This is a genomic window from Salipiger abyssi, from assembly GCF_017311415.1.
Taxonomy (GTDB): Bacteria; Pseudomonadota; Alphaproteobacteria; order Rhodobacterales; family Rhodobacteraceae; genus Salipiger; species Salipiger abyssi_A.
The window spans coordinates 110,070-121,995 of the sequence record NZ_JAEKIS010000008.1 but is presented as its reverse complement, the minus strand read 5'-3'; the positions used below and the strand labels follow the sequence as shown (position 1 = coordinate 121,995).

13 protein-coding genes are annotated in these 11,926 nt (G+C 66.2%); all 13 read right to left on the bottom strand.

Annotated features, from left to right (window positions below; genetic code table 11):
- Positions 1–19: 19 nt before the first annotated feature.
- The 13 genes from I6N89_RS12985 to I6N89_RS12925 all read right to left on the bottom strand — a co-directional run bounded on the left by I6N89_RS12985 (position 20) and on the right by I6N89_RS12925 (position 11,921).
- The gene (locus I6N89_RS12985; RefSeq protein ID WP_207018870.1) at positions 20–373 is read right to left on the bottom strand and encodes a hypothetical protein; all 354 of its coding nucleotides are present in this window, start codon (positions 371–373) and stop codon (positions 20–22) included.
- The gene (locus tag I6N89_RS12980; protein WP_207018869.1) at positions 370–1,038 is read right to left on the bottom strand and encodes a hypothetical protein; all 669 of its coding nucleotides are present in this window, start codon (positions 1,036–1,038) and stop codon (positions 370–372) included. The genes I6N89_RS12985 and I6N89_RS12980 overlap by 4 nt, the downstream gene beginning before the upstream one ends.
- 216 nt (positions 1,039–1,254) lie before the next feature.
- Positions 1,255–3,489, bottom strand: a complete 2,235-nt coding sequence (locus I6N89_RS12975) for a PAS-domain containing protein (protein WP_207018868.1) — start codon at positions 3,487–3,489, stop codon at positions 1,255–1,257.
- Positions 3,486–4,643, bottom strand: a complete 1,158-nt coding sequence (locus tag I6N89_RS12970; protein ID WP_207018867.1) for an FIST N-terminal domain-containing protein — start codon at positions 4,641–4,643, stop codon at positions 3,486–3,488. Before I6N89_RS12970 ends, I6N89_RS12975 begins: the two co-directional genes overlap by 4 nt.
- A 4-nt stretch (positions 4,644–4,647) precedes the next feature.
- On the bottom strand, positions 4,648–5,370 hold the full coding sequence (locus tag I6N89_RS12965) for a LuxR C-terminal-related transcriptional regulator (protein ID WP_207018866.1): 723 nt from the start codon (positions 5,368–5,370) through the stop codon (positions 4,648–4,650).
- A gap of 122 nt (positions 5,371–5,492) precedes the next feature.
- A complete protein-coding gene (gfa, locus tag I6N89_RS12960) occupies positions 5,493–6,119 on the bottom strand; it encodes an S-(hydroxymethyl)glutathione synthase (protein WP_207018865.1) in 627 nt (208 codons plus the stop codon).
- A gap of 212 nt (positions 6,120–6,331) precedes the next feature.
- Positions 6,332–6,976, bottom strand: coding sequence for a hypothetical protein (locus I6N89_RS25465; protein WP_236016598.1), 645 nt, complete (start codon positions 6,974–6,976; stop codon positions 6,332–6,334).
- A 132-nt stretch (positions 6,977–7,108) separates the two neighbouring features.
- Complete coding sequence (gene pqqE / locus I6N89_RS12950; protein ID WP_207018864.1) at positions 7,109–8,218, bottom strand: pyrroloquinoline quinone biosynthesis protein PqqE; 1,110 nt, start codon at positions 8,216–8,218, stop codon at positions 7,109–7,111.
- 97 nt (positions 8,219–8,315) lie between these two features.
- Positions 8,316–8,588, bottom strand: a complete 273-nt coding sequence (pqqD, locus tag I6N89_RS12945; RefSeq protein WP_207018863.1) for a pyrroloquinoline quinone biosynthesis peptide chaperone PqqD — start codon at positions 8,586–8,588, stop codon at positions 8,316–8,318.
- Positions 8,588–9,337, bottom strand: coding sequence for a pyrroloquinoline-quinone synthase PqqC (gene pqqC, locus I6N89_RS12940; RefSeq protein WP_207018862.1), 750 nt, complete (start codon positions 9,335–9,337; stop codon positions 8,588–8,590). Before pqqC ends, pqqD begins: the two co-directional genes overlap by 1 nt.
- A complete protein-coding gene (gene pqqB / locus I6N89_RS12935) occupies positions 9,334–10,230 on the bottom strand; it encodes a pyrroloquinoline quinone biosynthesis protein PqqB (RefSeq protein WP_207018861.1) in 897 nt (298 codons plus the stop codon). The genes pqqC and pqqB overlap by 4 nt, the downstream gene beginning before the upstream one ends.
- A gap of 23 nt (positions 10,231–10,253) precedes the next feature.
- Complete coding sequence (pqqA, locus tag I6N89_RS12930) at positions 10,254–10,346, bottom strand: pyrroloquinoline quinone precursor peptide PqqA (protein WP_076694518.1); 93 nt, start codon at positions 10,344–10,346, stop codon at positions 10,254–10,256.
- A gap of 534 nt (positions 10,347–10,880) precedes the next feature.
- Positions 10,881–11,921, bottom strand: a complete 1,041-nt coding sequence (locus I6N89_RS12925; protein WP_207018860.1) for a heme-dependent oxidative N-demethylase family protein — start codon at positions 11,919–11,921, stop codon at positions 10,881–10,883.
- Positions 11,922–11,926: the final 5 nt, after the last annotated feature.

Below are 11,926 nucleotides of genomic sequence, written 5' to 3'. Positions count from 1 at the left end.
TTCAACCCACCACGCCCTTTCAAAAGAAACACACCACCTCGGCCTCGGCCTGGGCGCGGCGCAGCTCTGCGACCAGCGTATTGGCCGCCACCGAGCTGTTGAACACCGCCATGCGCTCGCCGCCGGTAAGGCGCAGCGACAGCACGGTCTCGGCCTCGACATAGGCGTCATAGGGCAGGATTGCGGCGATCTCGTCGATGGAACACGCGCATTGCCGCAGCACCTGGCGGTTTTGCCCGTTTGCCGCCATGCAGCCGAAAACGTAATCCGCCCGCGCCTCCGTCGGGTAATCGTTGAGCCGCTCGGCCACGCTCTGCGCCAGCGCCGCCCCCGGCAGCGTGATCGCGAGCGCCGCGAGTGCCGCGCGGATCATGGCTCTGCCACCGCGTCGAAGCGCAGCTCCGAGCGGTAGCCCTCATCACTTTCGCCGACCCCCGGCGCCGTGGCCACCAGGCTCAGATACCAGCCGGGCACCGCCTCGGACATGGTCACCCGCAGCTCCAGATCGCCGAACCCCATCATCCGCGCGCGGTTGGGATCCTCGGCGAAGGGGCGGAGCGTGACGGTGCGGGTCTCGATCGTGCCGCCGGCAAACGACGCCTCGCCGGTCTCGGTCTCGGCGGGACGGGTCAGCGCCTCCTTGACGCGGTTGCGGATATAGAAGGGCGAACCGCCGGCGGTTTCGGCCATGTCGCGGATCACCGCCTCGTAGAACACCATGATCATCGGGTTGCCGACGCTGGCGGGAAAGCTGCCGAGATTGCGGTGCTTGCCGTCCTGAAGGAATTGCAGATTGGCCAGCACCGCCTCGCCCTCGGTGAAGGAGAGCGCGATCTCGCCGGTGTCGCGCTCCGCCGCCTCGGGCTTGGCGGGGTTGGTGACGTCGCGGATGTAGCGCAGCACCTTGTCGCGCCCCACATCGTCGAGCGTGCCCTGTCTGAAAAGCAGATCGTAGGTCTGGCCCGCCTCGGTCGTCGCCGCCGCCACGGGCAGCGCGAGACAGGCCAGCGCCACCATCAAAGCGAATGTCCTGCGCATGTTCGAATCCTCCCTGTCTCCAGCCTATTCCCCACGCCCCGCCTGTCATTGCCGACTTTTGTCTGTGCCGTATCCCGGGGCCGGGCCAGTCCCATCTTCTCTTTGAAAATACGCCCCTCCGGCGATGCCCCCCGCGCGACGGGCAGGAGAAAAATTTTCGAGAAAATTTTTCGGACCCGCAGGATTTTCGGGAAAATCCTGCTCCCCGCGCCGCGCTCAGACCTCCGCCTCCTCCGGCGCCTGCCAGCGGATCTTCCATTCGATCAGAGGGCGCAGCCGGGACAGCTGCACCGGCTTGGTCAGCACCGAAAACCCCTGTTCCGCGCCGGCCTTCAGCAGCGCGTTGCTGCGGTCGGCGGTGATCATGATCGCCGGCACATGCACGCCGCTGGCCTGCCGTATCGCTGCAATGGCGCGGTCGCCGGTGTCACCGTCATCGAGCTGGTAATCCGCCAGCACGATATCCGGCGGCATGCCGATGTCGCGCAGATGCCCCAGCGCCTCTTCGGTGGAGCGCGCCGCCAGCACGCTCGCCCCCCATTGCTCCAGCTTGCTGGTAAAGGCGTAGAGCACATCCGGGTCGTTCTCGATCACCAGCACGATATGATCGAGTTCGTAGTCTTCGGCAGGCGTCTGGCGGCAGCCCTCCTGCACCCCGGCGGAGCGGCCCGACACTGCCTCCATCTCGATGGAAAACACCGAGCCGATCCCCGGTTTCGAGCGCACCCTCACCTTGTGACCGAGATGCCGGCAGGTGCGGTCCACCACCGACAGGCCGAGCCCGACGCCCGAGCCAAGCGGCACATTGTCGGCGCGCGCGAACTCCTCGAAGATGCGCTTCTGATCCTTCCGCGAGATGCCGATGCCCGTATCCCAGACCTGCAATTCCACGCGCCCGCCCTTGCGCCGGCAGCCGGCCAGCACCCGCCCGCCCTCGGGCGTATACTGGATCGCATTGACCACCAGGTTCTGGATCGAGCGCAGCAGATAGACCGGATCCGAGCGCACGAAGACCATGCTCGGCACCATGTCGAGCCGCACCCCCTTGCGCTGCGCCAGCGGCATCTGGTCCTCCCAGACACTACGCATCAGCGTGCCGAGACAGACCTCGGTGGGGGTCAGCGCGCGGTCGGCGCTTTCCAGCCGCGAGATATCCAGCAGCGAATGCAGCAGCTGCTCGATGGAGGAGAACGACCCGCCCAGCCGCTCGACCATCGGCGCAAAGCGCGTGTCCGAGGCGGCATCCGACAGGGTCGCGATCAGCAGCTTGGCGGCGTTGATCGGTTGCAGCAGATCGTGGCTCGCCGCCGCAAGGAACCGCGTCTTTGAGGAGACCGCCGCCTCGGCGCGTTCCTTGGCAACCCGCAGCTCCTCCTCGACCCGAGCCTTCTCCTCGTATTGCTCGCGCAGCTGCTCGTTGGCGCGGGTCAGCTCGGCGGTGCGCTCGGTCACCCGGTTTTCCAGCATCTCCGTCGCGCGGGTTTCGAGCGTCACGTCCTTCAGCTCCAGCAGCACGCCGCCATCGGGCAGCCGGTGGGCGTGCAGGTCCAGCATCCGGCCGGTGGCGTGGCGCACCCGGCGCCGCAGCCGGCCCTGCCGCTCCAGCCGGTCGAGCCAATGAGCGATGTCGTGCTCTGCCGCCTCGGCGATAAGCCCGTGCTGCGCAACGAAATCCAGCAGCCGCTGCAAATCGGTGCCGGTCTGGAGCATGGTATAGGGCAGGCCGAGCAATTGCCGGAACTGGCGGTTGAACATGGTCACTGCGCCCGCCGGCGAAAAGGTACAGACCCCCGAGGTCATGTTCTCGAACACCGCTTGCAGGTAATCCGCCTGCCGGTCGATCAGATGCTCCTTTTCCGAGCGGTTGCGGCGCACGATGGCGGTGATCTCGGTCAGCAGCAGCACCAGATTCTCGGCGCTCGTGCGTTGGAGATTGATCTGATACCAGCGGTCGCCCGCCAGCTCGATCACCAGCGACACAACCGAGGCGCCGACCCGCCCGCGCCGGGCCTGCGCCAGCGCCACGTCGAAACTGCCCTCGACGGTCACCAGATGGCGGCTTTCGGCCATGGCGGCGAAACACTCCTCGACCGGCAGGCCCGGTTGCAGCCGGCCCGAGATATCCGGCAGCAGCCGCAGGAAGATGTCGTTGCAGACCTCCAGCCGCCCGCCGGTGAAGAGCGCCACCCCGCCGTCCATCGCCGAAAGCGCATCGGCGAGGTTCTTGCGCATGCGCTCGCTGTCGTCGCGGGCATGGCGCAGCTCGGATGTGGTGCGTTCGAGATCGCGGGTCTTGGCCCAGACCTGCGCCTGTAGAGCAATCGCCGACTGAAACGCGCCATAGGCCGAGCTGCCGACCTCGTGCTGGCGATTGGCGCGGCGCATCAGCGCGTCGATGATCTTGGCCTGCCGCGCGACCTGGGTTTCGAGCGGCTCTTCGTGGTCGATCATGCGAATTCCCTCCGCCCCGGATCGAAAAAGGCGACGCCCACGAAGGTCTGGTTCACATGCACGCCGCAATGCTGCTCGCCATAAGTGTTGAAGCCCACGACGCGGCGCTCGCGAAAGATCTCGCTCACCGGTCCGGAGAGCTGTTTCTGCTCGATCTCCAGCTTGCGCAGCACGCAGTCGAAGCCCAGCACGAAATCCGGCGCGGCGTCGCGCGGGCCCTTCACGTCGAGCTCTGCCCTGAGCGTCTCGAGGATCTCCTTGCCCCGGCCCAGCGTCAGGATCAGCCCGTCGTCGATGGCACCCAGAAAGGAGAGCGCATGCGCGCCGGGTGCGTCGTGAATGGCGCGGACGTGATAGTTCATGTTCTGCCGCACCAGCATCGGATTCTCGGCAAAGATCTGCGGCGAGAGCTGCTCCACCGGGCAGCCGACGACGCGGGCATATTCCAGCGCCGCCGGGGCGCCGTTGATCTCCAGCACCAGCCGTTCCTCGGGGATCGCCTCGGTGACGACCATCTGTTGCTCTGTGGGCAGGAAATGGTCGAAGCCCAGCCCCTGAAAGGCCAGATCCGTCTCCAGCAGCAGGAGCAGCGCTGCATTGGTGTGAAACCGCCCGTTCTGAAGCACGAAGGTTTCCCTGAACGCCAGATTGTCGCCCGCCGAGCCGCCGAAGATCGGAATCTCGCGCAGCGCCGCCTCCAGCGTGGCGACCAGCAGATCCTCTTGTTTCGACAGCCCGTCGGCAAAGATCAGCGCCAGCCGATTCCAGCCGGCGGTGCGCTGGAACCGCGCCGCGTGGGCGCGCACCTGCGAGGCGATGGTCTTCATCGAGAGCGGTTTCAGCGGCTCGATCAGCAGCGAGGCGCAGCGGAAATGCTCGCGCGGGAAGGCAAGCAGCAGCAGCGCCTCGGTCTCGTAACCCTCCGGGGTGATGGTGCCGGCGGTGGTGCAGCCAAAGACCGGCACACCGTCGGCCCCCGCCTCCAGCGCCTGCGCCACGGTGTCGAGCGGCAGCCCCTCGGGCACGAAGGCCAGCACGAAGCAGGTCTCCGGCAGGTCGATCTGCCTCAGCGCCTCATCCACCGCCGCCCGCGCGCCGGTGTCGCGCGAGACGGCGATCTTCACATAGCGTGGCGGCGCGCGCTCCGGCCCCATGCGGCTAGTGGCTCAGAAAGGCCTGGGCGTCGGCGTCGCGGGTGCCGATGGCCGTGGCGGGCTGCGATCCCTCGACCAGAACCGCCGCCTGGGTGCGGTTCTGCACCCCCAGCCGCCGCAGCAGCGCGGTGATATGCGCCTTGACCGTGGCCTCGGCCAGCGACAGCTCATAGGCGATCTGCTTGTTGGGCTTGCCAGCGCAGATCAGCTTCATGATGCGCTGCTGCTGCGGGGTGAGCTCGGCCAGCTTGGGATGCAGGTTCTCGAAGGCCGCGTCCGGCGCGGTGCCTTGCCCGGTCTGATAGCCCGAATGCACGTATTTCCGCCCCGCGGCGATCTCGTGCAGCGCCTGCCGCAGCAGCGGCGCCGGCGCATCCTTGGGCAGGAAACCGGCGGCGCCCTCGGCCATCAGCGCCTGCACCACCTGCGCCGAGGTCAGCGACGAGATCACCAGGATCGGCGCGTCGGGCAGCGCCTCGCGCAGCCGCTGAAACCCCGAGATGCCGCTGACATCGGGCAGCTTGAGGTCGAACATCACGAGATCGGGGGTAAAGCCGCTCTCGACCAGTGCCAACGCGCCGCCGAGCGTCTGGGCCTTTTCCACCTGGCAATCCGGGAACACCAGTTCCAGCGCGGCGGCGAGCGCATCGCTGTAAAGCGGATGGTCGTCGACGATCGCCACGGACTGGATTGCACCCGGCGGCGGGGTGCCGGTCATGTCTTTCATTGAAATCTCCTCCCATCGGGAGGTTAGCGTATGACAATTCATTCGCGCAACGGTAGAGATGCGGTCCGGCGCCAGCAGCGGTGAGCCGCAAGCGCCAGAACCGGGATTGCGGGAGATCGGCCCTATTTCAAAGCGCCGCTCTGCTTGGCCACATGGGTGGCGATGGCGTCCATCAGCGGCGGCGACAGGCAATCGTAGGGCTCCAGCCCCAGCTCGCGCAGCCGGCCGCGGATCTCGTCCATGCGCGACGGGTCCACCCCCGATTCGATGATCGAGGAAACGAAGGCGGCGAATTCCGCCGGCGACCAGCCCGATTGCGACGACAGCTCCGTATGCACGAAATCGAGCCCATGGAACGGGTGGCCGGTATTCTCGATGCGGCCATACATATGCACGCCGCAGCCCTTGCAGGCATGGCGCTGGATCGCAGCCGAGGCATCGACGATCTCCAGCTTGTCGGCATTTTCGGTCACCTCGACCTGATCGCGGCCCACGACGGCGATCTGGGCAAAGATCGCGCCCTCGGGTTTCCAGCATTTGGTGCAGCCGCAGACATGGTTATGCGCGGTCTGCGCCGAGACCGTGACCACCACCGGGTTGCTGCTGCATTTGCAGCTAAGCGTGCCGCCGGAAAAGCCGGGGCTCGCCGGTTTGACGCCATTGTCAACCGACGGGTGAATCTTGACGTGGCTGTAGCTTTGCGCGGCGGGCCCGTCCTCGCCGCCGAAGAGTTTGTCCAGAAGTCCCATATTGCGTTGTCTCCTCCCATTGGAGCGCCGCTTTCGCCGGGCACCCCTGCCCAAGCGTGGAGCCTCAATGGGATTCGGGCAATTCAGCCGTAAGTATCGGCTGTGATGCGGGCCGATGGCGGTATGAATGGCATTCCCGCTCCCGAAATGAGGATCGAATCGCCTGCTATCCGGCGTGGTTGCAGATCGTTCTGTCTGTTTCCGGGGTGCGCTCAGCCGATCCGGAACCCGCCGGCCAGCATCCCGGCAACGGCTTCCGGCGGCAGGCTCGCATCGAGCGCCAGCGCCGCGTGGCCGGCGATCTCGGCGCCGATCTCCTCGGTATGGCCGCTATCGGAGACATGCAGCAGCCGCAGCGCGTGGCGGCTGGCCAGCAGATCGAGCCGTGCCGCCAGCCCGACGCCCGGCATGCCGAAACCCGAGGCGATCACCAGCTCCGCCGGATCCGGCACCAGCGCCGCCAGCCCGGCGAGGCCGCGGTCGAGCGGCGGGTCGTCGAGCTGCCCCGCCGAGGCCAGCGCAGAGGCGGTGTCATGGGCGCTGACCATCCCGGCGATCACCTCGGCCATGCCACCGGCGCGCAGCGGCACCGTGAGCGGTGCGCCGGCCCCCAGCGCCAGCAGCCCGACACGCCCGCCCGCGAGATCGGCGTGCCAGCCGATCAGCGCCAGCGCCTCGGCGGCGGCGACAGAGCGGAAGGCGCGGATCAGCCCCCAGAGCATCGACGGCCGGAAATCCGCCACCAGCAGACAGTCGCCCGGTCGCGCCGCCTCTGCGGGGCAGGGGGCCAGATCGCGCAGCGCCAGCAGCTCCGCCGGTCGCAGCGCCGCGCCCGGCACGTCCAGCGCGGCGGTCATCGCGGATCCCTGCGAATGGACATGGGGACGGCCTCGGCGGTCATGGCTCCTCTCGGGTGTCGAAGACTGGGCCTCAGTCTATCCGAGCGCGGACACCCCCGGAATACAGCCAGAGGTCGCAAACCGGGTGGCCTATTCCGCAGGTTCGGGCACGGGCTTTCCGGGCGCGCTGCGATAGACGAGCGGCGCGCCCTCCGCCGCCGCATGGGCTTCGGCGCGGGCTTGCAGGTCGATATGGTGGGGGGATTTCACGCAGACCGGATCGGTTGCAGCGGCATCGCCGGCAAGCGCCATGGCCTGACAGCGGCAACCGCCGAAATCCACCTCCTTGCGCTCGCAGCTCGCGCATGGCTCGGGCATCCAGTCCGTGCCGCGATAGGCGTTGAAGGCGCGGCCCTCGTACCAGATGTCCGACAGGGGCTTTTCGCGCGCATTGTCGAAGCTGAGATGCGGGATACTCTGCGCCGCATGGCAGGGCAGCACCACGCCATCGGGCGCCACGTTGAGTCCGGTGGAGCCCCAGCCGCCCATGCAGCGCTTGGGGTAGTCGGAATGGTAATCGGCGGGCACGTAGTCGATCACCAGCGTGCCTTTCAGCCTTGCCCGCGCCTCGGTCACGATGCGCGTTGCCTCCTCGGCCTGGGTGCGGGTCGGCATCAGTGCGTCGCGGTTCTTCAGCGCCCAGCCATGGAACTGCACGGTGGCGACCTCGATGCGCCGGGCGCCCATCTCCACCGCCATTTCCAGCGCGCGGGGAAGCTGGTGCAGGTTGCGCCGATGCAGCACCGCGTTGAGGGTGAGCGGAAAGCCGATTGCGGCGATCCACTCCGCCACCATCAGCTTGCGCTTGTAACCGCCCTTGTAGCCCCCGATCTCGTCGGCCATCTCGGGCGTGGTGCCTTGCAGCGAAAGCTGGATATGGTCGAGCCCGGCGTCGTCGAGCGCCTTCAGCCGGCGCTCGGTCAGGCCGATGCCCGAGGTGATGAGGTTGGTATAAAGCCCGGCGTCGCGGGCGGCCTGCACCAGCTCTTCGAGATCGCGGCGGGTGGCGGGCTCGCCGCCGGAGAGGTGAAGCTGCAATACGCCCAGATCCGCGGCCTGTCTGAAGACGTCGCTCCATTCGGCGGTGGAAAGCTCGTTCTCCTGCCGGGCGAGGTCGACCGGGTTCGAGCAATAGGGGCAGGCGAGCGGGCAGCGATGGGTGAGTTCGGCCAGCATGGCGATGGGGGGACGGGCGGTCATGAGGCGCCTTTTTCTGCGGCGGCGGGCCGGGTGGCAAAGGCCGCGCCTTGCGTATTTGAAAAGAGAAGACGCTGCTTATGTGGAACTGACGGGCAGGTCATCGCAGATCCAGAAAGCGGCGGTCGTGCATCGCGCTGAGGAACCCGGCGCTGTCGGCGGCAATCTGCTCCTGCGGGGCGTTGTATTTCGCAGCCAGTGCCGCGGTGATCTCGCCAAAGCTGCGGATCCCGTCGAGCTCCGACAGGATGGCATGGGCCACCGCGTCAAGCGTCACCGTGCGTTCCGGCGCCAGCAGCACCCAGGTCTCGCGCACCCGGTCCCAGTGCAGGCGCACGCCGCGGGGCAGGGCGGGGATGTCGGCGGGCGACATCACGCGGCCTCGGCGGCGCGCAACCCCTCGCCGGGGCGCCAGGCGCCGGGCGGGATGCGCGCGGGCTCGACATAGGCGCCCCAGAGCGCATCGAGCTGCGACCAGAGCACATCGGTTTTGAAGATCAGCGCTTTCGCCGCCATCTCCTGTTTCTCGGCGGTGTCCGCATGGTCGAGCACCCATTTCAGCCCGAATGCCACGTCCTTCGGTGCCTCCTTCAGCCGGTTGCGGAAATAGCTCAGCGAGCTGTCATCGGCGAAATCGTAATTCTCGAGCAGCCCCTCGATGCGATTGGCGTGGATCGCGGGGGCAAAAAGCTCGGTGAGCGAGGCGGCGACGGCCTCCAGCAGCGTCTTGTCGCGGACAAAGCGCACATAGGCATCGACGGCGAATTTGGTAGCCGGCAGCACGCCCTCGCAGGAGGCGACATAATCGGGGTCGAGCCCCACCGCCTCCGCCAGCCGCAGCCAGCGGCGGATGCCGCCCTCGTTGGTCTCGGTGCCGTCGTGATCCTCGATCCGGCTCCGCCAGGCGCGGCGCAGGGCCGGATCCTCGACGCGGGACATGAAAGCCGCGTCCTTCATCGGGATCGAATGCTGGTAGTAATACCGGTTGATCACCCAGGCGCGCACCTCTTCGGGCGTGCAGCCGCCGCCATGAAGCCGGTGATGAAACGGGTGTAGATCGTGATAGCGCTCGGCCCCGATCTGCCGCAGCCTTGCCTCGAATGCGTCGCGTGTCATCGTCATGCCGTTACCTCCATGCCGTCCTGACCGATGGTCCATCCCGCCGCCTCCGCCTGCCGGCGCTCCTCCGAGCCGGGGCGGAGCACGGGATTGGTGTTGTTCATGTGAACGAAAACTTTCCTGCCGATATCGAGCCCGGCGAAGGCTGCGATCGAGCCGTCCGCGCCGCTCATCGACATATGGCCCATACGCTTGCCGGTCTTCTGGCCGAGCCCCGCGCGGACCATTTCGTCATCGCGCCAGAGCGTGCCGTCGAAGAATACCAGCGCGGCGCCGGACAGCCTGTCGCACAGCGTATCGTCGAGCCGCGCGCAGCCGGGGATGTAATAGGCCGTATCCGCGCCGGCCTTCAGCTCGACCCCCACGGTCTGCTCGCCCATGAGATCGGTCTGCACCTCTTCGCCCTCCAGATAGAGCGGCACCTTGCCAGGCACGGCGAAAAGCGTGGCCGTGAGGCCCGGCGCGATCTCGGCGGGGCTGTCGAGCGCCACATCGGCGCGGGTCACAACCCCCGGGTTCAGCGCGGAAAAGATCGGATTCGCCGCCAGCACCTCGTGGATGCCGGGCGTGGCGTAGAGCGTAAACGCCTGCATCTCGCGCAGCGTCAAAAGCCCTGCCACATGGTCGATATCGCCATTGGTGAGCAGCACCGAGCAGAGCGGCATCTCGCGCAGACCCGTCGGGTGCAGCTCTGGCGTGGCGGCAAACTGGGCGCGGATATCGGGCGAGGCGTTGAGCACCGCCCAGTCGGTGCCATTGGCCGAAACGGCCAGCGAGCTCTGGGTCTGCGCCGGGATCTCGCCGGCGCGGGCGGCGTTGCAATTGGCGCAGCCGCAGTTCCATTGCGGCAGCCCGCCGCCGGCAGCCGCCCCGAGAATGCGCGCGCGGAACGTCATCTTATCCTCCCGCGCGCGTCAGATCAGAACAGCACGCCGTCGTCGTGCTCCGGGCCGTACATGTTGATTTCCATACCGCACTCGATTTCGCGGATAACGGGCTTGCTCCAGGCCATGGGTTTCCTCCTCTACTTCGGTCTGTGTGACTCGCGTCAACATCGGCAAGACTGCCAAATCGCGGCTGAGGCTGGCCATTCTTATCTTCTAAGAAGCGCTTAGACTTTGGTCGGTAACAGCGGGCGCTCCAGATGCATTTTCTCGAGATCAGGGCGGCCCGGTTCAAGAAAGCGAAAGCGTCCGAACTAGAGCGTCTAGACGGGTAGAGATTACTTAACATAACCCTCATTATCGGATGAAACTTGAGCCATGGGGCACATTCCAGAGTGGGCAGCACACCACCCTCAAGTGCGACGGCCATGGGAGCGGTTTACGCACAACTGAGCGTCTAGGAGTGCCGCGCGCAGAACGGCATCGAGATTGCAGTCGACATCGAGATAAATTTCTGCCGCAGCGCGGTTTCCTCAGGAAAAAAGTCATAATTGCCAAGCAGAAAAAGTTTCTTGATGCCGATAACGCGGTCGCGCGGGGCAACGACCTGCCCCGCGCTCCGGTTCCACCGATCCACACTGCCTGCGCGGCGCGGCGACCGCTCAGTCCGGGAAGATGCCGGGCGAGGTCTCGGCGCCGTCGTCGAATTGCGACAGGTAGTCCAAGATAACTTTCTGATTTACCGCAAAGCCCTTGTACTCCGCCAGATCCGGATCGATATCGCGCAGCACCCTGTGCAGACGGCGGCCCCATTTCGGCTGGGTCGCGATGTCTTCGAGATTGCACAGATAGCAGCGGATCGGGAAGGCCAGCGCGTTCGAACGCGGCAGCCGCCAGAAGGTTTGCAGCTCGACCCGCAGGAACTGTTTCGCACCGACATTCTCGGGCGTTATGGTGCGTTTTTCCGGACCCCATTTGTGATAGTTCTCAGGGCTGGTATCGAGGCGCGGGTTGACCGTCATCGTCCAGTTCAGTCGGCGATAGGATTTCTCCTGTGTGACCGCGAGCAGGAATTTCAACGCCTTGTCAAACACGCCCATCTTGCGCGCCTTGGGGACCGGCGCGTGCCATTCGAAGAAATTCATGCCAACATCGAAGTCAAGCGACCAGTCGGCCTGCGAGGTCACCATGCCTGCGTCAAGCCAGAGATTGCCCTCGCGCTCGTGCAGCAGCGCGAAATCGCCCTGCGCCTGGCGGGTGATATACTCCAACGGGCCGCAGGGCAGCGTGGTGGGGTCGAGGAAGGTGAACTTCTTGTCGATCCCCAGCGGCTTGTTGATCCAGTGCCAAGCGTTGCCGTCGCGGCTCAGCTTGAAAAGCTCGGGATAGTCCCGCGCCTTCGACACCATGATCAGCTCCAGCAGATCCCAGCCCGCCAGTTCCATATGCGGCAGCGACTGGCAGCGCATCGGATCTTCGGCGAGCGTGATCTCGCGGTCCTTCATCTCGGCGACGTAGTGCTCGTCCACATCGAAAGCGAATTCGAAGGGACTTCCCTCGGGACCGCCGGGATGCTGCTCGATATTGACCGAGTACATGTATTCGTCGCGGTCGAAGGGGAACGGAAAGCGGCGGATGGCAGCAGGCGAGTTGCGAAAGGTGTAATCGCCCCGAAAGGACTCTTCGTTGAATTGCATGGTCATGGGTC